22 protein-coding genes are annotated in these 25,921 nt (G+C 73.2%); 13 read left to right on the top strand and 9 right to left on the bottom strand.

Going from position 1 to position 25,921, the window contains the following annotated elements:
- The first annotated feature begins 81 nt into the window (after positions 1-81).
- The 3 genes from QIY60_RS25560 (at position 82) to QIY60_RS25550 (ending at position 3,155) form a co-directional block, all read left to right on the top strand.
- On the top strand, positions 82-1,254 hold the full coding sequence (locus QIY60_RS25560) for a histidine kinase (RefSeq protein WP_283144518.1): 1,173 nt from the start codon (positions 82-84) through the stop codon (positions 1,252-1,254).
- A 4-nt stretch (positions 1,255-1,258) separates the two neighbouring features.
- Entirely contained in the window at positions 1,259-1,909 is a 651-nt protein-coding gene (locus QIY60_RS25555) for a response regulator transcription factor (protein WP_101387208.1), read from the top strand.
- A gap of 88 nt (positions 1,910-1,997) precedes the next feature.
- Positions 1,998-3,155, top strand: a complete 1,158-nt coding sequence (locus QIY60_RS25550) for an ROK family transcriptional regulator (RefSeq protein ID WP_283144517.1) — start codon at positions 1,998-2,000, stop codon at positions 3,153-3,155.
- Between the two features lie 212 nt (positions 3,156-3,367).
- Here the strand turns inward: QIY60_RS25550 and QIY60_RS25545 are convergent, their stop codons facing one another.
- Together QIY60_RS25545 and sigJ are read right to left on the bottom strand one after the other, a co-directional pair.
- On the bottom strand, positions 3,368-4,129 hold the full coding sequence (locus tag QIY60_RS25545; RefSeq protein WP_283144516.1) for a GntR family transcriptional regulator: 762 nt from the start codon (positions 4,127-4,129) through the stop codon (positions 3,368-3,370).
- A gap of 250 nt (positions 4,130-4,379) precedes the next feature.
- A complete protein-coding gene (gene sigJ / locus QIY60_RS25540) occupies positions 4,380-5,297 on the bottom strand; it encodes an RNA polymerase sigma factor SigJ (RefSeq protein WP_283144515.1) in 918 nt (305 codons plus the stop codon).
- 186 nt (positions 5,298-5,483) lie between these two features.
- Between sigJ and QIY60_RS25535 the strand changes: the two genes are divergently transcribed.
- A complete protein-coding gene (locus tag QIY60_RS25535) occupies positions 5,484-6,314 on the top strand; it encodes an alpha/beta fold hydrolase (RefSeq protein WP_283144514.1) in 831 nt (276 codons plus the stop codon).
- 37 nt (positions 6,315-6,351) lie between these two features.
- On the opposite strand, the gene QIY60_RS25530 is transcribed toward QIY60_RS25535, so the two are convergent.
- Entirely contained in the window at positions 6,352-7,332 is a 981-nt protein-coding gene (locus QIY60_RS25530; protein ID WP_283144513.1) for a DMT family transporter, read from the bottom strand.
- Positions 7,333-7,379: 47 nt separating this feature from the next.
- Here QIY60_RS25530 and QIY60_RS25525 point away from each other — a divergent pair, with 47 nt between their 5' ends.
- Positions 7,380-8,897 carry a PLP-dependent aminotransferase family protein gene (locus QIY60_RS25525; protein WP_283144512.1) on the top strand — a complete coding sequence of 506 codons (1,518 nt, stop codon included), beginning with the start codon at positions 7,380-7,382 and terminating at the stop codon, positions 8,895-8,897.
- Here QIY60_RS25525 and QIY60_RS25520 read toward each other — a convergent pair.
- The gene (locus QIY60_RS25520) at positions 8,894-9,307 is read right to left on the bottom strand and encodes a VOC family protein (protein ID WP_283144511.1); all 414 of its coding nucleotides are present in this window, start codon (positions 9,305-9,307) and stop codon (positions 8,894-8,896) included. The two genes, QIY60_RS25525 and QIY60_RS25520, sit on opposite strands and share 4 nt — an antisense overlap.
- 298 nt (positions 9,308-9,605) lie before the next feature.
- On the opposite strand from QIY60_RS25520, the gene QIY60_RS25515 reads away from it, so the two are divergent.
- Both QIY60_RS25515 and QIY60_RS25510 read left to right on the top strand, forming a co-directional pair.
- On the top strand, positions 9,606-11,189 hold the full coding sequence (locus QIY60_RS25515; protein WP_283144510.1) for an alkaline phosphatase D family protein: 1,584 nt from the start codon (positions 9,606-9,608) through the stop codon (positions 11,187-11,189).
- 181 nt (positions 11,190-11,370) lie between these two features.
- On the top strand, positions 11,371-12,822 hold the full coding sequence (locus tag QIY60_RS25510; RefSeq protein ID WP_283146068.1) for a GNAT family N-acetyltransferase: 1,452 nt from the start codon (positions 11,371-11,373) through the stop codon (positions 12,820-12,822).
- Here QIY60_RS25510 and QIY60_RS25505 read toward each other — a convergent pair.
- Positions 12,713-13,963: a PLP-dependent transferase gene (locus QIY60_RS25505; protein ID WP_283144509.1), complete on the bottom strand. Its 1,251-nt coding sequence runs from the start codon at positions 13,961-13,963 to the stop codon at positions 12,713-12,715. The two genes, QIY60_RS25510 and QIY60_RS25505, sit on opposite strands and share 110 nt — an antisense overlap.
- A gap of 59 nt (positions 13,964-14,022) precedes the next feature.
- On the opposite strand from QIY60_RS25505, the gene QIY60_RS25500 reads away from it, so the two are divergent.
- Positions 14,023-14,553 carry an Lrp/AsnC family transcriptional regulator gene (locus tag QIY60_RS25500; RefSeq protein WP_283144508.1) on the top strand — a complete coding sequence of 177 codons (531 nt, stop codon included), beginning with the start codon at positions 14,023-14,025 and terminating at the stop codon, positions 14,551-14,553.
- Positions 14,554-14,603: 50 nt separating this feature from the next.
- Positions 14,604-16,286 (top strand): DUF885 domain-containing protein, encoded by a 1,683-nt coding sequence (locus tag QIY60_RS25495; RefSeq protein ID WP_283144507.1) that lies wholly within the window; start codon positions 14,604-14,606, stop codon positions 16,284-16,286.
- Between the two features lie 80 nt (positions 16,287-16,366).
- On the opposite strand, the gene QIY60_RS25490 is transcribed toward QIY60_RS25495, so the two are convergent.
- The gene (locus QIY60_RS25490) at positions 16,367-16,855 is read right to left on the bottom strand and encodes a rhodanese-like domain-containing protein (RefSeq protein ID WP_283144506.1); all 489 of its coding nucleotides are present in this window, start codon (positions 16,853-16,855) and stop codon (positions 16,367-16,369) included.
- Positions 16,856-16,949: 94 nt separating this feature from the next.
- On the opposite strand from QIY60_RS25490, the gene QIY60_RS25485 reads away from it, so the two are divergent.
- On the top strand, positions 16,950-17,396 hold the full coding sequence (locus QIY60_RS25485) for an Lrp/AsnC family transcriptional regulator (RefSeq protein WP_101387220.1): 447 nt from the start codon (positions 16,950-16,952) through the stop codon (positions 17,394-17,396).
- 17 nt (positions 17,397-17,413) lie between these two features.
- Here the strand turns inward: QIY60_RS25485 and QIY60_RS25480 are convergent, their stop codons facing one another.
- From QIY60_RS25480 to QIY60_RS25470, 3 genes are all read right to left on the bottom strand, one after another.
- Complete coding sequence (locus tag QIY60_RS25480; RefSeq protein ID WP_283144505.1) at positions 17,414-20,428, bottom strand: SMC family ATPase; 3,015 nt, start codon at positions 20,426-20,428, stop codon at positions 17,414-17,416.
- A complete protein-coding gene (locus QIY60_RS25475; RefSeq protein WP_283144504.1) occupies positions 20,425-21,642 on the bottom strand; it encodes an exonuclease SbcCD subunit D in 1,218 nt (405 codons plus the stop codon). Before QIY60_RS25475 ends, QIY60_RS25480 begins: the two co-directional genes overlap by 4 nt.
- A gap of 70 nt (positions 21,643-21,712) precedes the next feature.
- A complete protein-coding gene (locus tag QIY60_RS25470) occupies positions 21,713-22,339 on the bottom strand; it encodes a YigZ family protein (protein WP_283144503.1) in 627 nt (208 codons plus the stop codon).
- 369 nt (positions 22,340-22,708) lie between these two features.
- Between QIY60_RS25470 and QIY60_RS25465 the strand changes: the two genes are divergently transcribed.
- The 3 genes from QIY60_RS25465 (at position 22,709) to QIY60_RS25455 (ending at position 25,917) form a co-directional block, all read left to right on the top strand.
- Positions 22,709-23,293, top strand: coding sequence for a hypothetical protein (locus QIY60_RS25465; RefSeq protein ID WP_283144502.1), 585 nt, complete (start codon positions 22,709-22,711; stop codon positions 23,291-23,293).
- Positions 23,280-24,980 carry a GH3 auxin-responsive promoter family protein gene (locus QIY60_RS25460; RefSeq protein WP_283144501.1) on the top strand — a complete coding sequence of 567 codons (1,701 nt, stop codon included), beginning with the start codon at positions 23,280-23,282 and terminating at the stop codon, positions 24,978-24,980. Before QIY60_RS25465 ends, QIY60_RS25460 begins: the two co-directional genes overlap by 14 nt.
- Positions 24,981-25,059: 79 nt before the next feature.
- Positions 25,060-25,917, top strand: coding sequence for an SAM-dependent methyltransferase (locus QIY60_RS25455; protein ID WP_283144500.1), 858 nt, complete (start codon positions 25,060-25,062; stop codon positions 25,915-25,917).
- Positions 25,918-25,921: the final 4 nt, after the last annotated feature.

Raw genomic sequence — 25,921 nt, 5'->3', positions numbered from 1 at the left:
TCCCGGGCCTCCCCCGTGCGTGGGGATCGTCTCCCCCGCGCGGGGGAGCCGCGGCGATCCTGACGCTGGCACGATGGCGACATGATCCGCTTTCTCCGCCCGCTGGGCCGCTCCGTGACGTACACGCGATGGCTGCATCTGTCGATGCCCGTCGCGGTGTACGGCATTTGGCTGTTCATCGATATGGAAAAGCCTTATGTCCCCTTTATCGCCCTGCTGTTGATAGGGCTGATACCGGCCGTGCGCCTGGCAGAAGGGATACAGGTCCAGTTGCTCGTCGTGCCGAAGGAGCGGGGCCGACACGACGCGACCGTCTCCGCGGCGCCGTCGGCCAGTTGGGCCGAGCGCGGGCGGACGGTCATGTGGCTGGAGATACGACTGGCGCTCGCGCTGGTGACCATGGCGATCTCGGCATGGCTCCCCATAGTCGCCTACGAGCTGGTCAGCGCCTCCATGGGCCACGGGACGAGCGACCTTCCCGTCCTGCGCGACGCGGCACCGCACTGGTGGTGGTCAGCGCTGGCTCCGCTGCCCGTTCTCCTCATGCTCTGCTGTGTCGCGCCCCTCGGAGAGCTGGACGCCGCCATCGCCCGGCGGCTGCTCGGCCCGTCGAAAGAGGAGCGGCTGACCGCGCTGGAGGAGCGGACGGAGCGGCTACTCGAACGCAATCGGATCGCTCGCGAGATCCACGACTCGATCGGGCACGCACTGACCGTCGCCGTGGTGCAGGCCGGCGCTGCCCGGGCGGCGGGTGACCCGGCGTTCACGGCCCGTGCACTGGCCGCGATCGAGGAGACGGGCCGGGCGGCGCTGGACGACCTGGAGCGCGTTCTGCTCGTCCTGCGCGAGAGCGGGGGCCCGGTGGGGCAGCGGCCGACGCTCGACGAGGCCGACCGGCTTCTCGAATCGGCGCGGGCATCGGGGGCGAAGGTGGACTCCGAGCTGAGCGGACCGCTGGCGTTGGTGCCGGGTCCGGTCTCCCGGGAGGGATACCGGATCCTCCAGGAGGCACTGACCAATGTGCTGCGGCACTCGGGTCCGGTGCCTGTGCGGGTGCGGATAGCCGTGTTGGGAGAGCGATTGGAGCTCGATGTGACGAATCCGCTGGCGGGTTCGATGACCAGGACGCAGGGCGGCAGCGGCCTGCGCGGGATACGTGAACGGGCGGCACTGCTGGGCGGCGAGGCCCGGTCGGGTCCGCAGGAGGGGGAATGGAGGGTGCGCGTCCGACTGCCGCTGGACGGCCTACGCTGACCGGATGCCGGTTACCGTTCTTCTCGTCGACGACGAACCCCTGGTCCGTGCGGGTCTGCGTGCCGTACTGGAGGCCCAGCCCGACATCGAGGTGGTGGGTGAGGCCGCCGATGGCGCCGCCGTCATCCCGCTGGTGCGCCAGCTGCGCCCCGATGTGGTGGCGATGGATGTCCGGATGCCGTTGCTCGACGGGATAGAGGCCACTCGGGCGGTGCTGCGCACGGTGCAAGACCCGCCGAAGATCCTGGTGGTCACGACGTTCGAGAACGACGAGTACGTGTACGAGGCGCTGCGGGCCGGTGCCGACGGGTTTCTGCTGAAGCGGGCCCGGCCCGCCGAGATCGTGCACGCGGTGCGGCTCGTCGCGGAGGGCGAATCGCTGCTGTTCCCGGCAGCGGTCCGGTCGCTCGCGGCCGAGTACGGCAACCGGGACGCCCGGGCGGCGCTGGACAAGGCGGCGCTCACCGAGCGTGAGGCGGCCGTTCTGCGGCTGATGGCGCGCGGGCTCTCCAACGCGGAGATCGCCGCCCGGCTGATCGTCGGCACCGAGACGGTGAAGACGCATGTCAGCGCCGTCCTGGCCAAGTTGGGCGCCCGGGACCGGACCCAGGCGGTGATCGCGGCGTACGAGTCGGGATTCGTGGCTCCGAGCTGATGCGTCTCCGTGACCATCCGCCACTCGCCGTATACCTGACCAGCGAGTACGATCCGGCAGACACGCGTACGAGCTGGGAGGACACACGTTGGGGCGGCTGACCGGCGGGGATCCCTCTCTGCTGCGGCGGATCAATTCCGCGGTGGTTCTCCATGCACTGCGTGGGGCGGAATCTCCCACATTGACCGATCTGACCCGGATCACCGGCCTGTCGAGGCCGACGGTCGAGGGTGTGGTCGAAGGACTCATGGAGGGCGGACTCGTCGTCGAGTCGGCTCCCGAGGAGGGCGAGGCGCGCCGTCAGGGACGCCCCGCGCGCCGGTTCAGGTTCCGGGCCGAGGCGGGCCATCTGCTGGGCATCGAGATCGGCCCGCACCGGGTGGCGGCGCTGCTGTCCGGGCTCGACGGGCGGATCGTGGGCGCCGGATCGCGCGAGGTGTCGGAGACGGCCTCCGCCGATGAGCGCCTGGAGCGGGTCAGGGCGACGGTGGCCGATCTGCTGCGGCGGGCCGGGGTGGCGCGCAGCTCGCTCCGCGCGGTCGGTGTCGGCAGCCCCGGCATAGTGGAGGCCGACGGCACCGTGCGGCTCGGGACGGCGCTGCCCGAGTGGACCGGTCTGCCCCTGGGCGAGCGGCTGCGGCGGTCGTTCCGCTGCCCGGTGCTGGTCGAGAACGACGCCAACGCGGCGGCCGTGGCCGAGCACTGGAAGGGTGCGGCGACCGACTCCGACGACATCGTCTTCGTACTGGCCGGGCTGAGCCCGGGAGCCGGGTCGCTGATAGGCGGACGGCTGCACCGGGGGTTCGGCGGCGCGGCGGGCGAGATCGGCGCGCTGCATCTGCTGGGCCGCGACGTGACGCCGGAGAAGCTGCTGTCGACGACCGGGGAGCCGCTGCACCCGCTGGACGAGCAGGCGGTCGCCGATGTGTTCGCGCTGGCCAAGCGGGGCGACAGCGGTGCGCAGGAGGCGGTCGAGCGGTTCATCCAGCGGCTGGTCCACGATGTGGCGGCCCTGGTGCTCGCGCTCGACCCGGAGCTGGTGGTCGTCGGCGGCTGGGCGGCGGGGATCGACGGCGTGCTGGATCCCTTGCGGCAGGAGCTCGCGCGGTACTGCCTGCGGCCACCGCGTGTGGCCCTCTCCCTGCTCGGGGAGGCGGCGGTGGCGACCGGTGCGCTGCGGCTCGCGCTCGACCATGTCGAGGAGCAGCTGTTCGCGGTCGAGGGCACGGTGACGGCTCGGCGGTGAGCGGGCGGGGGCGCCCACGGCCCGGGAGCCCGACGGGGCTGGGCCCCGCCGTCCCGGGCGATGAAGCAGAGCCGCGCCCCGGCCCGCGAGGGCCGGCCCCTCAGACCACGCCGCACCAGGCATACGCCGGCTGACTCGGCCCCAGCCCCAACGTGAACGGCCCCGCCGCTGACCAAGCGGCGGGGCCGTGTCAAAAGCGAGGCGGGCAGGCCTCAGGAAGCCTGGCGGTGGCCGTCGTGACTGATCTGCAGGTCACCCGAATCGCCGAAGGTGAGGCGGCAGGTGTCGGCGCGGTAGGTCGCCACCGAGACCGCGACGGTCCGGCCGAGGGAGAAGTAGCGCGTCGTCACGACGAGGACGGGCGCGCCCGGCAGCCGGTCGAGCTCCTTCGCGTCGTCGGCGCGGGCCGAGCCGAGCTCGACCGCACGGTCCTGGCCCTCCAGGTCGAGGCGCTGGAGCTCGCGCAGCACGCTGCGCGCGCGGGCCGGTCCGGACGGCGCGTCGATCGCGGTGAGGTCCGGTACGGAGGACGCCGGCACGTAGAGGAGCTCGGCGGCGACGGGCTGGCCGTGCGTGGTGCGGATCCGGCGGACGGTGTGCACCTCTTCGAGCGGCTCGGTGTCGAAGAGCCGGGCCACCGCGAGCGGCGGGGCGCCGACGGCGCAGTCGGCGGCCTGCCAGGCGTCACCGGCGGTGCCGGGCCAGTCGTGCTGCTCGGCGCCGACGGAGACGCCCACGCGCGGCGGGGCGACGGTCGTGCCGACGCCACGGCGGCGCTGCAGCCTGCCTTCGAGTTCGAGCTGCTCCAGAGCCTGGCGGAGCGTGGCGCGCGCGACGCCGAAACGGGCGGCGAGTTCACGCTCGTTGGGCAGGATCTCTCCCACCGCGAAGTCCGAGTCGAGCGCCTCGCTCAGCACGGTCTTGAGGTGCCAGTACTTCGGCTCCGGCACCGTTTCCAGCTGCGTGGTCCCCACCCTGTCCTCCGCAATCGCCGTGCCCCGGCGGCTTTTCTGCGCCCTTGTTTATTAAAGGTTCCTGCACTAACTCTGCGACCATAGGGCGGCACACCCCCTTGGTCAAGACCAATCCTCGTTCCGTTACGGAACGAATCCGACCCCTGGCCCAGAGCGTTCACACGACGTTCGCGGTCCCGTGAGCAGGGCGCAGCAAACTACCCCGTGCCCGGATCCGGGCACGGGGTCGTGACTGCTGGGGCGAGTGGGGCTAACAGGGCGACTGGTCCACGTACGCCTCGCGCTCCTCGCGGGCAAGTGCGGTCAGTTTGTCCGGGTTCCGTACGACGTAGACGCAGTGGATGCGGCCGTCGAGGACGTCGAGCTGCAGGACGCTGTCCGGCTCGCCGTCGTAGAGGACCAGCACCGCGGGACCGCCGTTGATCTCCGTGATGCGGAAGTCACCCTCGGGCCCGCCCTCCTGCGACACCGCGTACAGGAAGCGACCGACCTTGTCGGCGGACTCGATGATCCGTGTCGGGGCCTTGGACTTGCCGCCGCTGTCGCCGATGAAACGTACGTCGGGGGCGAGCAGGGAGAGCATGGAGTCCAGGTCGCCGCCGCCCGCGGCGGCCATGAACCGCTCGGTGAGGTCGCGGCGGTGGGCGGGGTCGACGTCGTAGCGCGGCTTGCGCTCGTCGACGTGGCGCCGGGCGCGCCCCGCGAGCTGGCGCACGGCGGGCTCCGTACGGTCCAGGGTGGCCGCGATCTCCGCGAACGGAAAGCCGAACGCCTCGCGCAGGACGAACACCGCCCGCTCCAGCGGCGACAGCGATTCGAGGACGACCAGGACGGCGAGCGAGACGGAATCGGCCAGCATGGCCTGTTCGACCGTATCCGGTACGACGGGCCCGAAATCGGTCGCGATCAGCTCGGGCAGCCAGGGCCCGACGTATGCCTCGCACCGCGCCTGGATCTGTCTGAGCCGGTCGATCGCGAGCCGGGTGGCGATCCGTACGAGGAACGCGCGCGGGTCGCGCACGCCGTCGCGGTCCTGCGCCGACCAGCGCAGCCATGCCTCCTGCACCACGTCCTCGGCGTCGGTCACGCGGCCCAGCATGCGGTAGGCCACGCCCGTGAGGACGGACCTGTGGTCTTCGAAGAGTTCGGCGGCGGTGGGGGCAGTCACCGCTCCATCCCAGCCGACCGGCAACCGGCTGTCCAGAAGGAGAACCCGCGCTGTTCGATTCTTCGCCCCTTGCGCGGTGTCCGGGACCCGCCCCTTGAACTCCAAGCTACCGAAGGGTAATTGTTGCTGACAGGGTGTCTACCGTCGCTCGCGCGGCGCCGTCCGTCCACGACCGGGAGCAGCAGCATGGCCGAAGAGGTCTCTTTCACGATCGGCTCCCCCCGGGGCAGCCGCACCGTCACCGTCTCCTACCGGCGGGCCGGTTCCGGCGATCCGCTGCTCCTGCTGCACGGCATCGGGCACCACCGCCAGGCGTGGGATCCGGTGTTCGACCTGCTGGCCGCCGAGCGCGACGTCATCGCCGTGGACCTGCCCGGGTTCGGCGCGTCCCCGGCGCTGCCCGAGGGCGTCTCGTACGACCTGTCGACGGTCGTGCCGACGCTGGGCGCGCTCTGCGAGGAGCTGGGCGTGGAGCGGCCGCACGTGGCGGGCAACTCCCTCGGCGGGCTGCTGGCCCTGGGGCTGGGGCGCGAGAAGCTCGTACGGTCGGTGACGGCCCTCTCCCCCGCCGGGTTCTGGACCGAGGCGGAGCGCCGCTACGCCTTCGCGACGCTGACCGCGATGCGGCGGGGGGCGAAGCTGCTGCCGCTGCCGGTCATCGAGCGGTTGTCCAGGAGCGCGGCCGGGCGCGCGGCGCTGACGAGCACCATCTACGCGCGCCCCGGGCGCCGTTCACCCGAGGCCGTCGTCGCCGAGACGCTCGCGCTGCGCGAGGCCACCGGCTTCGACGAGACCCTGGCCGCCGGAGTCGGGGTCCGGTTCACCGACGACGTGCCCGGAGTTCCGGTCACCGTCGCCTGGGGCTCCAAGGACCGGCTGCTGCTGCGCCGCCAGGGGATCCGCGCCAAGCACACCCTCCCGGGCGCCCGACTGGTGCGGCTGCCCGGCTGCGGCCACGTTCCTATGGCTGATGACCCCGCGCTGGTGGCCCGCGTCATCCTCGACACGAGCCGCTGAGGACGCCGGTCGCGTCCCACGCCCGTGACCTGGCTTTTCAGGTTTGCGGATGGTGGGAACCCGCGACCACGTCCCGATGAACGACGACCCCGCCCTCGTCGCGCGCGTCATCCTCGGCACCAGCCGCTGAGCGGGCGCGCTCGGGGCGCCGGCCCAGCACCCCGGCACCCAGCGCGACCCCGGCACCGACCAGCGCACTGCCCGCGGCCTGCGCCGTGCCGTACGCCCCGGCGCCGACCAGCGGCGCGGTGAGCGCGGCCGACACCGGGATGAGGCCGGAGAAGAGCGTCGCCCGTTCGGCGCCGATCCGCTGCACGCCCACGTACCAGCAGACGAACCCGACCACGGTGACGACGGCGGCCTGCCAGACCAGGGCCGCCGTCTCGGTCGCGTCGGGCAGCCGCAGCGCCGCACGGCCGTCCAGTACGAGGGCGAGCGCGGCGGACTCGACGGCCGCGACGCCGCACACGGCCGCCGAGAGCAGCTTGGGGCCGAGCGGCCGCAGCACCGGAACCGCCAGCACCGCGAACCCCACCTCGCCCACCAGCGCGCCTGCCGACCAAGCAATGCCCACCGCGTCGGTCCGGCCCCACCCCTGCACGGTGAAGGCCCCGGCCGCCACCAGGAGCGCTCCGTAGAGCACCGGCCGGGTGGGCCGCCGCCCGTCGAGCAGCGGCACGAGGACCGCCACCACGACCGGCGCGCACCCGACGAAGACCCCGGGGACGGCGGGCTCGGCCGTCCGCTCGGCGGCCAGCACCGCCATGTTGAAGCCCACCATCCCGACGGCCGAGACCAGCGCGAGCCGACCCCACTGGGCCCCGCCGAGGCCGCGCAGCGGGGCGGTGCCGCCCCGGCCGAGCAGCGGGAGCAGCACTAGGCAGGCGAGGCCGTAGCGGAGGGCCTGGCCGCCCGCGTGCGGATAGTCGCCGAGGACGCTGTTGGCGGTGAAGGAGCCGCCGACGAGAAAGCAGGCGACGGCGGCGAACGCCGCGCCCCGCAGCTGTGACACGTTCATGGGCCCGACGCTAGGCAGCACGGTGGTCTTGTTTAAGGTCCACTTCCATGACGCCATCGGGGACCACTTCGCCCTCCGCGCCGCAGGGCGGCGACGCGCCGCCGTCGTGGAACGCGGCCTGGGAACTGCTGCTTCCGGCCGCCGCCGCGCCGGCCCGGCAGCGGGGCAGGGCGCTCCAGTCGGCGTTCCGCGAGGCCGTGCGGTCGGGGCGGCTCGCGGCCGGGACGCGGCTGCCGTCGAGCCGTGAGCTCGCCGCCGACCTCGGGGTTTCGCGCGGCCTTGTCACCGAGGCGTACGAGCAGCTCACCGCCGAGGGCTATCTGCGCAGCGACCGGGGCTCGGGCACCTGGGTGGGCGGGGCGGCACGCGCCGCCGACGCACCACGCGCGCGTGATCTGGCTCCGCGCGACCCGGGCGCGCTCGTCGACTTCCTGCCCGGCACCCCGGACCTGTCGCTGTTCCCGCGTGCCGCCTGGGCCGCCGCGCACAAGGGCGTCCTGGAGCGGCTGCCGCACCGGTCGCTGGGCTATCCCGATCCGCGCGGGCTGCCCGAGCTGCGGACCGCGCTGGCCGCGCTGCTCGCCCGGCGGCGCGGAGTGGTCGCCGACCCCGAGCGGATCGTGGTGTGCTCCGGGGTGGCCCAGGCGACGACGCTGCTCGGCTTCGCGCTCGGGGAGCGGGGCGAGCGGACCGTAGGTGTCGAGGACCCGGGCAGCCCCGAGCACACCGCGCTGTTCGCGGCCACCGGTGTACGGACCCGACTGCTGCCGCTCGACGGGGAGGGCCTGGCTACGGGCCCGCTGTACGCGAGCGGGGTACGGGTCGCGGTGACGACTCCGGCACATCAGTTCCCGTCCGGAATCGCCTACTCCGCGCGTCGGCGGGCCGAACTCCTGGACTGGGCGCGGGCGGTGGACGGGCTGATCGTCGAGGACGACTACGACGGCGACTTCCGCTACGACAGGGCTCCGGTCGGGGCCCTCCAGGGGCTGGACCCGGAACACGTGGCGTACACCGGGTCGGTGAGCAAGTCGCTCGCTCCCGGACTGCGGCTCGGCTGGCTGCTCGCGCCGGAGCGGCTGACCGGCTCGATCGTCACCCGCAAGCGCACCATGGACCTGGGCAACCCCGCCCTCGACCAGGCGCTGCTCGCGGACTTCCTCACCAGCGGCGCGTACGACCGTCAGCTGCGGCGGTGCCAACGCGCCTACCGGGAGCGGCGGGACGCGCTGGTCGGCGCGTTGCGCGAGCACTTCCCGGGCACCGAGGTGAGCGGCATCGCGGCCGGGCTGCACATCATCGCCCGGCTGCCCGCGCGGTACGGCCCGGAGTCCCGCCTCCTCGAACGCGCCGCCCACGCGCGCGTGGCCGTGCGCCCGCTCTCGTACTACAGCTCACGCGGGACCGAAACAGGATCAGGAGCGGGATCAGGAACAGGAGCGGGAACGGACACCGAAGCGGGCGGCGGCGTGGCGCTGGTGCTGGGGTACGCCCATCTGACGCCGTCCGACATCGCGCGCGGGGTGCGGCTCCTCGCCGGGGCCGTACAAGCACGTAACGCCTAGGAGTTCGACCAGCCCCGTATGCAGAGCACCAACCGGTACCCGTCCGGGTCCTCGATCGTCACGCCCCACTCGTTCCAGTACGGGTTGGGCGACTGCACCCGCTTGCCGCCGTGGGCCTCCAGGCGGGCCACCAGTTCCTGCGGAACTTCTTCGTCCGCGTAAATGACCAGCAGGTCTTCTTCGGTCGGCCGGGGCTCGACGGGAGCGGCCGGCTCGTGGACCAGCTCCAGATGCCAGTCGGCGTCGGGCCAGCCGACCATCAGCAGCGCGTGCTCGCCGGAGGCGGCGCTCTCCGCGTCGTGCCGCCACACGACGTCGAGGCCCAGGCCCTCGACCCAGAAGCGCTCCGCCGCCGCCAGATCGCGCGAGGGGCGGGCGATGCGGATGTGTGAACGGCCTCCGACCGGCATGGGAGCTCCTTGTGCTTTCGCTGTCGCTGTCTCCGGGGCCGCCTCGACGGCGGCCCGTACCGGCAACGTACTCAACGAAGATCACCCGGTCGATGGTTCCTTGGTCCCCGGCCACTTGCCCTAGTCCGACCGCCCTAGGGCCCCGGTCCGGGCACCCTCGACCCATCGGCCCAGGGCCGACATCCCGTTGTTCACCTGGGGTTCGCGCCCGCGCCGCAGCCGGGCAGTAGGCATGGCACGGATCCGCACGCACCGGACCACCGTCCCACCCCACCACGCCGCCCCTGGAGGCGCCTCGATGTCGTACCGCCCTCGGATCCCCTCGCCCGACCGCCGTACCGTACTGAAGGGTTCGCTCGCCGTGTCGGCGGGGCTCGCCCTGCCCGCCGGGCTCGCCACGGCCGCGCCCGCGCTGGCGCTCTCCGGGCGGCCGAGCGCCCACTGGGGTGTGCAGGCCGGTGACATCACGGCGTCGTCGGGGCTCGTGTGGGCCCGGTCCGACCGGCCCGCCCGGATGGTCGTGGAGACCTCCGCCACCGAATCGTTCCGCCGCGCCCGCAGATGGCAGGGCCCGCTGCTCGGACCGGGCACCGACTTCACCGGTACGACGCAGCTGCGCGGCCTGCCCGCCGGTGAGCAGATCCACTACCGGGTCACGCTCGCCGACCCCGACGACCCGCGCCGTACCGGCAAGCCGGTGTACGGCACGTTCCGCACGGCGCCCGCCTCGCGCCACCAGGACGTGCGTTTCCTGTGGTCCGGCGACATCGCCGGGCAGGGCTGGGGCATCAACCCGGACATCGGCGGCTTCCGCGTCTACGACGAGATGCGGCGGCTCAACCCGGACTTCTTCCTGTCCAGCGGCGACAACATCTACGCGGACGGGGTGATCCTGCCCAGCGTCACGCTGCCCGACGGCCGGGTCTGGCGGAACATCACGACCGAGGAGAAGTCCAAGGTCGCCGAGACGCTGGCCGAGTACCGGGGCAACTTCCGCTACAACCTGCTCGACGAGAACGTACGGCGGTTCAACGCGCAGGTGCCCTCGATCGTCCAGTGGGACGATCATGAGGTACGGAACAACTGGTACCCCGGGCAGATCCTGGACGACGCCCGTTACACCGAGAAGAACATCGACGTGCTGGCCGCCCGTTCGCTGCGGGCCTTCAGCGAGTACTTCCCCGTCTCCACGCTGCGGCCGGGCAGCCGGGAGGGGCGCGTGCACCGGGTGGTGCGCCACGGGCCGCTCCTCGACGTGTTCGTGCTCGACATGCGCACGTACCGCAATGCCAACTCGCCCGGGCGGCAGGCCGACGACACCGTGGGCATCCTCGGCGCGGAGCAGCTGGAGTGGCTGAAGCGGGAACTCGCGCGCTCCCGCGCGGTGTGGAAGGTGATCGCCGCCGACATGCCGCTCGGTCTGGTCGTCACCGACGGCCCGGCGAACTTCGAGGCCGTGGCGCAGGGCGACCCGGGGGCGCCGCTCGGGCGCGAGCTCCAGATCGCCGAGCTGCTGCGGTTCATCAAGCACCGCCGGATCACCGGCACGCTGTGGCTGACGGCCGATGTGCACTACACGGCGGCCCAGCACTACGAGCCGTCGCGGGCCGCGTTCAAGGACTTCGCCCCGTTCTGGGAGTTCGTGTCGGGGCCGCTCGCCGCGGGCGGGTTCCCGGCGAACAAGCTCGACGCGACCTTCGGCCCCGACCAGGTCTTCGTCCACGCACCGGCCCGGGCCAACGCCTCCCCCATGGAGACCCCGCCGAACTTCGGCGAGATCGAGATCGACGGCGGCAGCGGAGAACTGACGGTGCGGCTGCGCGCCCAGGGCGGTTCGGTACTCTTCACCAAGGTCCTCAGGCCGGGTCTTGTGGGCCAGTAGCGACGTACGGCAGTGATGGTGCGGTCGGAAGCGACGTACGGACTGCGGCACCGAGCCGGTCATTCCACGCCACAAGCCGTAAGAAACGGCCAGAAAAGCACCAGAATCACACTTAACCCATCAGTCACAAAGCGTTCGTGATCACGCAACACCGCTCGGCCACAGTGAGGGCATGACTGAGATGCCTGAGTCGACTGCCCGCAAGAGCGCCCGCCGCCACCACTGGCGGCGGGACATGATCGAGCTGGCCGCGCTGTTCACGGCCGTGGCGGTGGCCGACGGGCTGGCGAACACGGTCGCCCACGGTCCGGACGGACCGTTCCTGCTGATCGCCTCGGCGGTCGCCCTGGTGGCCACGGCGGCGTTCCACACCTGGTGGGCCCACCGCCACAGCCACGCGCCCCCGGCCGACACGCCGGCCGATACGGACGCGGCGCCCGCCACAGCCGGCGCCGCGTCCACCGACGGGTCCGCCGGAGCGGAGACGGCGCCCCGCGAGACCTCGCTGTGGCGGATGCGGGCCACCGTGCGGGACGAGCCGGGCAGCCTGGCCGCCCTGTGCACCGCGCTCGCCCACAGCCGGGTCGACATCCTCACCCTCCAGACGCACCCGCTGGCCGACGGCACGGTCGACGAGTTCCTGCTGCGGGCCCCCGCCGAGCTGGCGGGCGCCCGGCTCACCCAGGAGATCGCGGCCGCGGGCGGCGGCGACATCTGGCTGGAGCGCGCGGACGCGCACGACCTGGTGGACGCACCCACCCGGGTGCTCGGACTCGCCACCCGGACCGCGCTCGACGCGGCCGAACTTCCGCTCGCGCTGCGGCAGTTGCTGGGCCGGTGCACGATCCACTCGCTGCCCGCCGTGTCCCTGTCCGGCCGTCCGACCGGTGAGACGGCGCCGGTCGAGGGCGTACTCGAATCGACCACCATGCGGCTGCGCGACCCCAACGGCGGGGCCATCACGATCGAGCGGCCCTATCTCCCGTTCACTCCGACCGAGTTCGCGCGGGCGCGCGCGCTGGTCGAGCTGGACGCGCGGCTCGGCCCGCGCATCCCGCGCAGCCAGGACGTCCTCACCCTGCCCGAGGGCAACGAGATCGCCGTCCGCCGGGCCGGCCAGGACGACGTCGAGGCCGCCAAGGCCATGCACGAGCGCTGCTCCGACCGCACGCTGAGCCTGCGCTACCACGGCCCCGTCGGCGACGCCGACCGCTACCTCAACCACCTGCTCAGCCCCCGCTACGGGCGCACCCTCGCCGCCCAGACCGCCTCGGGGCGGCTCGTCGCCCTCGGCCATCTGCTGTGGGACGGCGACGAGACCGAGGTGGCGCTGCTCGTCGAGGACGACTGGCAGCGCCGGGGCATCGGCTCCGAGCTCCTGGAGCGCCTGGTGGCGCTGGCGGTCGAGGCGGGCTGCGAGAGCGTGTACGCGGTGACGCAGTCCTCCAACACCGGGATGGTGGCGGCGATGCGCGGCCTCGGCCTGCCGCTGGACTACCAGATCGAGGAGGGCACCCTAGTGGTCACCGCCCGGCTGCCGAAGGCTCGGGTACCGGCGCGTCCGTCGTTCGAGCAGCAGCAGACGTCGATGGGGCAGGCGCCGTTCGAGCAGGCGTCGCGGGCGGAGCGCTGAGCGCCCGGCTCAGATCGCTCCACAGGTCCTCGACGTCCTCCAGACCGACCGAGAGCCGCAGCAGGCGGTCGCTCACCCCGGCGGAGCGCCGGTCTCCCTCGGCCACGATGCGGTGGCTGATGGAGGCGGGGTGCTGGATGAGGGTGTCGACGCTGCCGAGGCTGACGGCCGGGGTGATGAGCCGGACGGCCGCGATGACGCGGTGCGGATCGCCGTTCACCTCGAAGGACACCATCGCCCCGCCCACCTTCGGATAGTGGACGCGGGCCACCCGCGGATCGGCGGCCAGTCTGCGGGCCAGCTCCGCGGCGCTGCCCGCGGCCGCGCGCATCCGTACCGGAAGCGTCGCCAGGCCCCGCAGCAGCAGATAGCCCGCGAGCGGGTGCAGGACGCCGCCGGTGGCGAACCGCACCTGGCGCAGCTGCCGGGCGAACGCGTCGTCGCAGGCCACGACCCCGCCCATGACGTCGCCGTGGCCGCCCAGGTACTTGGTGGCACTGTGCAGCACGATCCGCGCGCCCTGTTCGAGCGGCCGCTGGAGCACGGGCGTGGCGAAGGTGTTGTCGACGAGCAGCGGCACCGAGCCGCAGGCGTGGGCGACGGCCCGGACGTCGACCTCGGCGAGGGTCGGGTTGGCCGGGGTCTCCACGATCACCAGGCCGGTGTCGGGCCGCAGGGCGTCGGCGATGCCCGCCGGGTCCACCCAGGTCACCTCCGTACCGAGGAGTCCGGCGTCCAGGAGGTGGTCGCTGCAGCCGTACAGCGGCCGGACCGCGACCACGTGCCGCAGGCCCGCCGAGGCCCGGGCGAGCAGCACGGCGGTCAGGGCGGCCATGCCGCTGGCGAACGCGACGGCGTCGGCGGCCCCTTCCAGCCGCGCGAGCGCTGTCTCGAAACGGCCCACGGTGGGGTTGTCGAGGCGGGCGTACACCGGGGGTCCGTCGGGCAGCAGTCCGGTGGCCGCGAAGGCGTCGATCCGGGCGGCCTCGGCCGCGCTGTCGTACGAGGGGTAGGTCGTCGAAAGGTCGATCGGCGGGGCGTGCAGGCCGAGTCCCGCGAGGTCGTCGCGGCCGGCGTGGACGGCTTCGGTGGCCAGGGCACGGGGTGCGGCCTGGGCGCGGTCCTGCGTGTCGGTGTCCATGGCGGCACTGTGATGACGTGACCGGAAATGAGCGGTGAGGTCCGTGCTACGTTCGGCCAATGGCCGATTCTGTCGCACTGGACCCGGTGGATCTGGACATTCTGCGCCTCCTGCAGAACGACGCCCGGACCACCTACCGTGATCTGGCCGCGCAGGTGGGCGTGGCGCCTTCCACCTGCCTGGACCGGGTGACCAGGCTGCGCCGCTCCGGAGTCATCCTGGGCCACCAGCTCCGTCTCGACCCGGCCAGAATGGGCCGTGGCCTGGAGGCACTCCTCTCCGTACAGGTGCGACCACATCGGCGTGAACTGATCGGTCCGTTCGTCGAGCGCATCCGGGCGCTGCCGGAGTCCCGCGCCCTGTTCCACCTCACCGGCCCGGACGACTACCTGGTCCACGTGGCCGTGACGGGCACGGCCGACCTTCAGCGGCTGGTCATCGACGAATTCACCTCGCGGCGCGAAGTCGCCCGGGTGGAGACGCGGTTGATCTTCCAGCAGTGGGAGTGCGGTCCTCTGCTGCCACCCTCGTCGACATCGGTGTCACCTTCCGCTTCGTCCCCTCCCTCCCCTTCCGCCTCCGGTGGCTGAAGGTCGCCTGTTGGTGACGCGGAGCCTCCGCTCGTACGAGTATGTGGTCCATGCCAGACACTTCCAGCAGCGTGCTGCCCCGCCAGGTCGCCGACGCCCATGTCGACGCACTCATCGAACTCGACCCCATCACCGGTACCTATCTGGGCGTGCGCAAGAGCGCCCGGCTGCTTCCGGACTTCACACCCGCCGGGCAGGCGGCCGTGGCCGACCTGGCCCGCGCGACGCTGGCGCGGCTCGACGAAGCGGAGCGGCTGCCGGGTGCGGACAGCGACTCCGAGCGGCGCTGCGCCAGACTGCTGCGGGAGCGCCTGACGTCCGAACTCGCCGTCCACGAGGCGCAGGAGGGCCTGCGCTGCATCAGCAATCTGCGCTCGCCCGTCCACTCGGTGCGCCAGGTGTTCACCATGATGCCGGTCGCCGACGAGGCGGACTGGGCGGACGTCGCGGCCCGGCTCGACGCCGTCCCCGCGGCCCTCGACGGCTACCGCGCGGCGCTGCGACTGGGGCTCGACCGCGAGCTGTTCGCCGGGCCCCGCGCCACGGCCACCTTCATCGGCCAGCTCACCGAGTGGATCGGCACGGACCGCAACTGGTTCGAGGAGTTCGTCGCTCCGGGCCCCGAGGCCCTGTGCCCCGAACTGGACGCGGCCGCGCGCGTGGCGGGCGACGCGCTGGTCGCCCTGCGCGACTGGCTGCGCGAGGTGTACGCGCCCGCGATCGCCGGGGCGCCCGACACCGTGGGCCGCGAGCGGTACGCCCGCTGGGTGCGCTACTTCAACGGGACGACCCTGGACCTCGACGAGGCGTACGCGTACGGCTGGTCCGAGTACCACCGCATCCTCGGTGAGATGAAGACCGAGGCCGACAAGATCCTGCCGGGCGCGGGCCCTTGGGAGGCCCTTTCCCACCTCGACGAGCACGGCGTCCACATCGAGGGCGTGGACGAGGTCCGCGAGTGGCTCCAGGCCCTGATGGACGAGGCGATCGAAGCCCTGGACGGCACGCACTTCGAACTCGCCGAGCGGGTACGGAAGGTGGAGTCGCACATCGCGCCCCCCGGCAGCGCCGCCGCGCCCTACTACACGGGCCCCTCGGAGGACTTCTCGCGCCCCGGCCGCACCTGGCTGCCGACCATGGGCGAGACCCGCTTCCCGGTGTACGACCTGGTCTCGACCTGGTACCACGAGGGCGTTCCGGGCCACCACCTGCAGATCGCGCAGTGGCGGCACGTGGCGGACCGGCTCTCGCGCTACCAGGCGACCATCGGCACGGTGAGCGCCAACGCCGAGGGCTGGGCGCTCTACGCCGAGCGGCTCATGGACGAGCTGGGCTTCCTGCCCGACCCGGAGCGGCGGCTGGGGTACCTGGACGCGCAGATGATGCGCGCCTGCCGGGTCATCGTCGACATCGGCATGCACCTGGAGCTGGAGATTCCGGACCACTCGCCGTTCCGTCCCGGCGAGCGGTGGACGCCGGAGCTGGCGCAGGAGTTCTTCGGCAGCCACAGCGGGCGCCCGGCGGACTTCGTGGAGAGCGAGCTCACCCGGTATCTGTCCGTGCCCGCCCAGGCGATCGGCTACAAACTGGGCGAGCGGGCCTGGCTGATGGGCCGGGAGAACGCGAAGAAGCACCACGGCGACGCGTTCGACGCCCGGGCCTGGCACATGGCGGCGCTCTCGCAGGGGCCGCTGGGCCTGGACGACCTGGTGGACGAGCTGTCCAAGCTCTGACGCGACGGGGTGGCGGGTTCCGACCCTGCGGGTGGCGGGTCCCGGCCCGCCACCCACGGCCCGCCACCGCGGCCCGGCCGTCAGCAGCCGCAGTTCTCCGCGCCGACGGGCGCGGTCAGCGGGTCGGCCTCGCGCTTCTCGCGGCCCTCCCAGGTCTCGAACTCGAAGCCCTCGCGCACCCAGTACTCGAAGCCGCCGAGCATCTCCTTGACCTGGTAGCCGAGTTCGGCCAGGGCGAGGGCGGCGCGGGTGGCGCCGTTGCAGCCGGGGCCCCAGCAGTAGGTGACGACCGGCACGGACTTGTCGAGCAGCTGCTCGGCCTGCTCCGCGATGAGCGCCGTCGGCAGGTGCACGGCGCCGGGCACGTGGCCCTGGTCCCAGGCCTCCGTGGAGCGCGAGTCCAGCACGACGAAGCCCGGCTCGCCGCCCTGGGCCAGCACCGATGCCACGTCGGAGACATCGGCGTGGAAGACCAGGCTGGCGCGGAAGTACGCGGCGGCGTCGGCGGGCGCGGCCGGGGCGACGCGCAGGACGGGGTTGGCGGCGGTGGCGAGCTGCGTTGTTGTCATGGCCAGAAATCTACGGCCCTTGATCATCGGCTGGAAGATGCGATCCCCGGAACATCTCTTGATTCGCCGGGGATTTCACTGTTGTCTGGCAGCCATGACCGAGTATTCCCCGGACGCCACCGACTGGCGCATCCTGGACGCCCTCCAGCAGGACGGCCGGGCCACCTTCGCGGAGCTGGCCCGCGCCGTCGCCATGTCGCCGAGCGCCGTGACGGAACGGGTGCGGCGCCTCGAAGAGGCGGGGGTGATCTCGGGCTATACGGCGGTCGTCGACCAGGAGCGGCTCGGCCGGGGCATCCTCGCCTTCGTACGGCTGCGGTACCCGAACGGCAACTACAAGCCGTTCCACGATCTCCTTGAAGCGACTCCGGAGATCATGGAGGCGCACCACGTCACGGGCGACGACTGCTTCGTGATCAAGGTCGGTGCGCGGTCGATGAGCCACCTGGAGGAGATCTCCGGGAAGATCGGCGCCCTGGGGTCGGTCACGACCAGCGTCGTCTACTCCTCGCCGCTGCCCCGGCGGGCGATAGGCCGCTGAGCAGCGGCCGGGGGTGCTCACTCCCCGGCGTCCGCCGACCGGTGGCGCACCTCCGACCCGCTCCGCTCCTTGACGATCTCCAGCTGGGTCGGGATGCGGCGGCGCAAATCGCCGACGTGGCTGACGATGCCGACGCTGCGGTCCCGCTCGCGCAGCGCGTCCAGTACGTCCAGGACCTCGTCCAGCGCCTGGTCGTCGAGGCTGCCGAAGCCCTCGTCGATGAACAACGTGTCGAGCCGTACGCCCCCGGCCTCGTCGGTGACCACGTCGGCCAGGCCCAGTGCCAGCGCGAGCGACGCGAAGAACGTCTCGCCGCCCGAGAGCGTGGCGGTGTCCCGCTCCCGGCCCGTCCAGGCGTCGACCACGTGCAACCCCAGGCCGGAGCGGCCGCGTCCGCCCCGGGCGTCGGAGTGCACCAGGGTGTACCGCCCGCCGGACATCCGGCTCAGCCGGGCCGTCGCGGCGGCCGCCACCTGCTCAAGGCGCGCGGCCAGTACGTACGACTCCAGGCGCATCTTGCGCTCGTTGTCGGCGGAGGTGCCCGCCGTGAGCCCGGCGAGGCGGGCCACCCGGTCGTACTCCTCGCGCAGCGGCCCGATCCGGCGCGTCTCCGCGGTGGCCTCGCGCCCCAGCCGGACGAGCTCGGCGCAGCGGGCGCGCGCGGCGGCGAGCACCGAGGCGGCCTCCCGCAGCGCGCGCTCCACGCGCGCGTGGGCGGCCTCGGCCTGCTCGGTGCGCGCGGCCGGGCGCGCGGATGCCGCGACCGTGGCGGGCTCGGCGAGGCGGTCGGCGACGGCGGCCTCCTCGCGCTGCCACTCGTCGAGCCGGTGCTGGAGCTCGCGCTGCTGCCGGTCGTCGAGGAAGGCCTCCGCCGCCGCCCGCGGGGTGTCGAAACCGGCCCGGAAGGCCGCCTCGGAGAGCCGCCCGTCGGCGTCCTTGAGCCGCTGGGCGGTCGCCTCGACCTCACGGACGGCCTCGGCGGCCCCGGCGAGCAGCCCGGCCCGGTGCTCAAGCAGCGCCGCCTGCTCGGCGACGCTGCGCGCCTCGCCCCGGGCCGCCGCCAACTCCCGTTCCAGGGCGGCCTGTTCCCGGTCGATCTCCTCGCGCCGTGCGGTACGGGCCGACACGCGCTTGTCCGCCTCACGCTGCTGCGCCAAGCGCCGCGCGTGCTCGCGCTCCGCGCTCTCGAAGGCCTCCCGGGCGGCGTGCAGCCCGGCGGCGAGCGCACGACTGTCGCGGTACTCGGCGTCCCACGCGCGCACTTGGCCGTCGAGCGCGGCGAGGGTCTCCGTGCCCGCTTCCGCGCTCGCCGCCGCGAACCGCTCGCGTACGGAGGCGAGGGCGCGCTCGGCTTCGGCGCGGGCCGCTTCGGCCTGCCGGTGCGCCTCGTGGGCGGCCTCCTCCGTCGCCCGGTCCACCTGGCCGGTCGTGGCGCGCGCGGGGGCGGGGTGCTCGGGCGAGCCGCAGACGGCGCACGCCTCTCCGTCGCGCAGCCCGGCCGCGAGCTCGGCCGCGATGCCGCGCAGCCGCTCCTCGCGCAGGGCGAGCCAGTGCTCATGGGCGGCGTTGACCCGCTCCCGGGCGGCGCTCTGCCGCTCCTCGGCCGCGGCCACGCGCGCGTGGAGAGCGTCGCGCTCGCGGGCCGCCGCCAGCCGGCGCCGGGCCGGTTCGAGCCGTCCCGCCAGCTGTTCGGTGCGGGCGGTGGCCTGGTGGGCGGCGTCGATGCGCTCCTGGTGGCGCCGGCGGTCGCCCTCCCAGGAGGCGAGCCAGCCGGCCGCGTCGAGGAGCAGCTGCTCGTCGGCCCTGGCCTGGCGGTCGAGCTCGGCGCGCTCGGCGGTGATCTCGGCGCTGCGTGCCTCGGCCCTGCGGGCGGCGTCGAGCGCGCCGAGCTCCTGGCGCATCTGCCGCTCCAGCGCGCCGAGTTGATCCGCCCCGGCCTCGGCCAGATCGGGGGGCAGCAGCGCGCGGGAGCGCTCGTGGGCCGTGGCCGCCGCCTGGTGCTCGCGCTCGGTCTCCGCGCGCAGCACGAGGGCGGGGGCGACGAGGTCGGCCTTGCGGGCCCGGTCGAGCCGGTCCCGTACGGCGGCGCGGCGGGGCTCGGCGGCGGCCAGGTCGTCGGCGCGGCGGCGGGCGTCCGCGTACCGGCGCTGCAGCTCGGCGAGGCGGCGCTCGTCGTCGAGCGCGATACGGGCGGCGGCCTGCCGGCTCTCGGCGGCGGTGACCGCGCACTCCGCGACGGCGAGGCGCTCGCGGGCCCCCACACGCGCGACGGCGGCCCACTCCAGGACGGCCTCGGCGAGGCCGGGCTCCCCCGGGCGGTGGTCGGGCAGGGGCCAGTCGCGCGCGTCCGCGCCGTCCCCGGCGGCCTGCGCCATCCGCTGGGCGAGCGCGAGCAGCCGCTCGTCACCGGTCCTGACCTGCTGTTCGGCGGCGCGGCGCAGCTCGGCCAGACGCTCTTCGACAGCGGCGAAGCGGCCGGTGTCGAAGAGCCGCCCGAGCAGCTTGCCGCGCGCCTCGGCGTCGGAGCGCAGGAACTTGGCGAAGTCGCCCTGCGGCAGCAGGACGACCTGGCAGAACTGCTCGCGGCTCATGCCGACGAGCTGCCCGATCTCCTCCCCCACCTCCTGGTGGGAGCGGCTGAGCGCCTCCCAGACGCCGTCGCGCGCGTCGTACTCGCGCAGCCAGGTCTGCGCCTTCTCGGCGGTGAAGCCGGTGCCGCGCTTCTTCGGCCGGTTCTGCTGCGGCCGCCGGGTGATCTCCAACCGCCGTCCGCCGACGGTCAGGTCGAGCAGGACCTCGGTGACGGTGTCGGGCGCGGCGTGGTCGCTGCGCAGGGTGGCGCCGGGGCTCTGGCGGGCGCCGGGCACCGCCCCGTACAGCGCGTAGCAGACAGCGTCGAGCACGGAGGTCTTGCCCGCGCCGGTGGCGCCGTGGAGCAGGAAGAGCCCGGCGGCCGAGAGCGCGTCGAAGTCGACTTCCTGGGTGCCGCCGAAGGGGCCGAAGGCGGTGACGCGCAGCCGGTGCAGCCTCATCGGGCCCCCTCCCGCCCGGCGCCCCGCGCGGCCGCGGCAGCGCCCTCGCGCGCGTGGTCCTGGGCGAGCGCCGACTCCACCCGTACGTCGTCGAAGGCGCCGCGCAGCACCGTCCGCTCCCGCTCGTCCGGGCCGCTGCCGCCGCGCACATGGGCCACGAAGTCCTCCGCGATCTCCTGGTCGCTACGGCCCTGGAGGCGTCGCGCGTACGAGGCGAGCGGGTCCTCGGGGGCGCGGTCCGGCTCGAAGACCAGGCTGAGCGCGTGCGGGAAGCGGACGGCGACGCGGGCCATCGCGTCGTCGGGGCGCACCGGGTCGGTGAGCGTCGCCTCGACCCACGCGTCCTCGTGGGGCTCAAGGGCGGGATCTTCGAGCAGGTCGTCGAGCCGGCCCCGGACGCGGGCGAGCGGGCGCGGGACCGGGCAGTCGATCCGCTCGGCGGCCACGGCCCCGTCGGCGGCCAGGTCGACGAGCCACATCGACTTGCGGTGGGTGGTCTCGGAGAACGAGTACGCCAGCGGGGAGCCCGAGTAGCGCACGCGGTCGGTGAGGGTCTGGCTGCCGTGCAGATGGCCGAGCGCCACATAGTCGACGCCGTCGAAGACTCCCGCGGGCACGGCGGCGACCCCGCCGACCGTGATGTCCCGCTCGCTGTCGCTCGGCTCCCCGCCCGCCACGAAGGCGTGGGCGAGGACGACGGACCGGGTGCCTCGCGCGCGTGCCGCGAGATCCGCCCGGACGCGCTCCATGGCCGCGCCGAGGACCTGCTCGTGCCCGGCCTTGTCGGTCTTGAACTCGTCGCGGACCAGGGCCGGTTCGAGATAGGGCAGCCCGTAGAGGGCCACCTCCCCGTGGGCGTCGGACAGCAGCACCGGGGTGCCGCACCCGGCCGGGTCGGTGCGCAGATGGATGCCCGCCCGCTCGATGAGGCCCGCGCCGACGCCGAGCCGCCGCGCCGAGTCGTGGTTCCCGGAGATCATGACCGTCGGCACGCCCTCGTCGGCGAGCCGGTGGATGGCGCGGTCGAAGAGCCCCACGGCCGCCAGCGGCGGCACGGCCCGGTCGTAGACATCCCCTGCCACCAGGACCGCGTCCACGTCGCGCTCGCGCACCGTCGCCACCAGGTGGTCGAGGAACGCGGCCTGGGCGTCGAGCAGGGCGACCCGGTGGAACGACCGTCCCAGGTGCCAGTCCGACGTGTGCAGGAATCTCATGATCCCCGAGGGTAACGGTGGGGTCGGACATCCCGGGCGGCAACGGCCTTACCGGTACGGCGCAGAGCTGTCACGCGTCCCCGTACGCCTCTCCGCCGAGCTCCAGCGCCGCGGTGCCCGCGGTGACGTCCGCGAGCCAGCGCCGCAGGGACTCCACGTCGGCCTCCGGGATGCCGATCTCGATCGTCACGGCCTCGGCATAGCGCACCTCTCGCACGGCGCGGCCGGTGGCCCGCAGATCGTTCTCCAGCTTGCCCGCGCGCTGGTGGTCGACGGTGACGGTGGCGAGGCGGAACCGCTGGCGCACCACGGTGCCGAGCGCGTCGAGGGCTTCGCCGACCGCTCCGCCGTACGCGCGGATGAGCCCGCCGGCGCCGAGCTTCACGCCGCCGTAGTAGCGGGTGACGACGGCGACGGCGTACCGCACCTCGCGGCGGGTCAGCATCTGGAGCATCGGGACTCCGGCGGTGCCTCCCGGCTCGCCGTCGTCGCTGGCCTTCTGCACCGAGGCGTCGGCGCCGATGACGTAGGCGAAGCAGTTGTGGGTCGCCGTCGGGTGCTCCCTGCGGACGCGCGCGATGAAGTCCTGCGCCTCCTGCTCGGTCGCGGCGGGCGCGAGCGCGCAGATGAACCGCGATCGGTTGATCTCGGTCTCGTGCACGCCCTCGCGGGCGATCGTCCGGTACTGCTCCTGCATACGGCCACCCTATGCGGTGCCGCGCCCGTGACCTGCTGGTCACCCGGGCGGCCGGGCCCCGGGGACGGAGATCCCCGGCCCGCGCCGGAGGTACGGGTGACGGATGTCACCCGGCCCGGCGCGACAGCGGGCCCGGGTCGACGCCCGACGGCACACCCGGGCGACGACCGGGTGGACGCCAGTTGAACCTTCACCCGCTCCTCCCTCTTGATCCTCAACTCTCCCTATAGGCACCTCCCCCAGGCTGCGGGGAGGAGTCGTGCCACAGCAGAGAGTGCGCCGGTTCGTAAGGAGCAACCCGATATGTCATCAAACCTCCCGTTATTCTCCGTCCTCCTGGGAGGCGATTACGCGGGCAAGTCATCGGCGATGTCCCGGCTCGCCGGAGGCCCGGAGCCGGTCCGTGTCGTCTCGGTCGACGATCACTTCCTCACCGACCGGCACGCCCTGATCGGCCGGCTGCGGCGGGACGTGGTCAAGGACGTGGCCGCCCCGGACGGCGCCTACTCGCCGGACTTCATGGCCAGCATGCTCCAGACCGCCGTGGTGCACCTGCGCGACCAGCTCCTCACGGCCGCGGACGCCGCCGACGGACGGCCGCTCCTCGTCGACTCGTACTACTACAAGATCCTCGCGAAGTGCCGCCTCGCGGGGGTGCGCGAGAACCCCATGTACGACTGGTGGCGCTCGTTCCCGCAGCCGCGCCACGTCGTCTACCTCAAGGTCTCGCCGCACGAGGCCTGGCGCCGCAGCCGCCGCGGGACCCGGCTCAACTCCCTTGAGCACTACGGCGAGCGGCCGAACCGGACGTCGTTCGAGCGGTACCAGACCGACCTGGAGAAGCTGATGTGGGACGAGATCCGGTCTCTCCCGGTGACGGTCCTGGAGCAGCAGAACTCCCCCGAGCGGACCGCCGACGCCGTACGGGAGGTGGTCTGCCATGACTACGTCTGAGACGCGTCAGGACGGCCCGTCCTGGTCGGATCCTGAGCGGGTCGAGCGGTACCGGTCGCGGGTGTTCGCCGAGCGGGCCCGGCTGCGGGCCGCGTTCGCGGACCCGGCCGGACACCAGCAGCGGGTCCTGGAGGACTTGGTGGCCTTCAACGCCGACACGGCGTACGGGCGCGCCCGCGGATTCGCCCGGATCCGTACGTCGGACGACTGGCGCAAGGCCGTACCCGTCCAGGACTACAGCGGACTCGCCCCCTGGATCGAACGCGCCGCGGCAGGCGAGGACAACGTCCTCACCGCCGACAGACCCGCCGTCTTCTTCACCAGCAGCGGCAGCACCGGCGCCCACAAGAAGATCCCCGTCACCCCTCAGTTCATGCGCACCACCTTCTTTCCGTTCTACTACGCCGCGTGGGCGCCTTTGATCGAGCACTTCCCCGACGTCCTGGCCCGCCCGGACGCCGTACTGAACCTCAAGCACGACCCGATCGCCGCCCCGCCGACCACGGCCTCCGGCAAGCCCCATGTGGGCGCCAGCCAGGTCGACTTCGGCGCCAAGTTCGGTGAGCCGCTCTCCGCGGAGCCCGGCACGAGCGCGCCCTGGGCCACGCTGCCGGTGCCGGTGGCGGCCGACGCGCATCTGGAGAAGATGTACCTGCGGCTGCGCCTCGCCGTCGAGAGCGATGTGCGCTGTGTCATCGGCATCAACCCGGCGATGGTCGCCGCCCTCCCCCACCAGCTGAACCTGTGGTGGGAGCGCATCGTCCAAGAGGTGCGCGACGGCACCCTCGGCGGACACCCCTACCGCTCCCCCAACCCCGAGCGCGCCCGCGAGCTCGACCGCCTCGCCGCGCGCTTCGGGCGGGTCCGGCCCGCGCACGTCTGGCCGCGCATGCGGGCCCTGTTCTGCTGGACCACCGGCCTCGCCTCGCTCTACCTCCCCCGGCTGCGCGAAGAGTTCGGGCCGGGGGTCACCCTCCTGCCCGCCCCGGTCGCCGCCTCCGAGGGCCCCACCGGCGTCGCCCTCGACCGCCACCCGACCGCCGGAAGCCTCGTCGTCACCGCCTCCCTGTACGAGTTCGCCGACGCCGACCAGGACCTCACCCCGGACACGCCCACCCTTCAGCCCCACGAGCTTGAGGTGGGCCGCGACTACCACACCGTTTTCAGCCACATCGGCGGTCTCTACCGCTATGCCGTCGGCGATGTCGTACGGGTCGTCGACCGCGAGGACGGCGTGCCCCGCCTCGAATACACCGGCCGCAACACGCTCTCCAACGCCGCCGGGGAGCGTCTGCGCGACGCCCACGTCCTGCGCGCCCTCACCACCGCCCTGGCCGCAGGCGGCCTCGAACTGCGCAACACCGCCTGCCGCGTCATCCACGACCAACACGGCACCCCCTCCTACCAGTTCGCCCTGGCCTCAGCCACCTTCTGGAGCGGGGACGAGACCGACGCGTTCCTGTCGCGCCTCGACCGCGCCCTCGCCCATGAATCCCCCGGCTATCACCACGCCCGCACCCAGCACCGGCTGGGCGCCCCCACCGCCCTCCATCTGCACCCCGACGCCTTCCTCGACGACTGGCACGCCGCCGTCGCCACCGGCGTCCGCCCCACCCAGGTCAAAGACCGGCTCTTCCGCCAAGACCCGGCGCAATGGCAACGACTCACCGACGGGAACGGTTCCTGACCGGCACTCCTCCATGCGCGGCCCCGCCCCCCAGCGCGGCCCCGCACTCCACCCATCCGACCGAAGGAGACGAGAACCCGTGACCGAGTTGCTCGACGCCGTCGAACGCACCGCCCTGCTCACCGCCGCCCTGCGTGCCGCCGAGACGCGCCGGCCCGACCGCATCTACCAGGATCCGTACGCGGACGCGCTCTGCGGTGAGACCGGGCCGGAGCTGCTGGCGGAGATCCGGAAGGCGACGTTCCCGGCGAACGCCTCGCGTACGCTCCCCAGCACTCCCGACTACAACGCCATCCGCACCCGGTTCTTCGACGACTACCTCCAAGAGGCCGCCCGCGAGCCCGGGATGCGGCAGATCGTGCTCGCCCCGGCCGGGATGGACTCGCGCGCCTACCGGCTGGACTGGCCCGAGGGGCTGCGCTACTACGAGGTCGACCGGCCCGCGGTGCTCGCCTACAAGAAGGACCGGCTGGAGGGCGTCAGCCCGCGGACGGACCACCGTACGGTCGCCGTGGACCTCACCTCTCCTAACTGGGAGGACGACCTCCGGGAGGCGGGGTACGACCCGGCCCTGCCGTCCACCTGGCTGCTCGAAGGGCTGCTGTACTACATCCCCGAGCAGGACACCCACCGCATCCTGCGCCGCGTCGCCGAGTTCTCCGCGCCCGGCAGCCGGATCGCCGCCGACCTGGTCAACGCCGCCGCGCTGACACTCCCTCATATGCGCGGCCTGCTGGACATCTTCGCGGAGTGGGGCTGCCCCTGGCTGTTCGGGACCGACGAGCCCGAGGCGCTCTTCGAGAGCCTCGGGTTCTCCGTCGAGGCGCTGCAACCCGGCGAACCGGGCGCCGACTTCGGGCGCTGGCCGGACCCGGTGCCGCCGCGGCACGAGGCGAACGTGCGCCGGGTGTTCTTCATCCACGGTCGGCGGCGCTGAGATG

Origin of the sequence: Streptomyces sp. BPTC-684 (assembly GCF_030028635.1) — a bacterium.
Lineage (GTDB): Bacteria > Actinomycetota > Actinomycetes > Streptomycetales > Streptomycetaceae > Streptomyces > Streptomyces noboritoensis.
The sequence above is the reverse complement of the archived record's forward strand: the minus strand, read 5'-3'. Positions and strand labels throughout refer to the sequence as shown.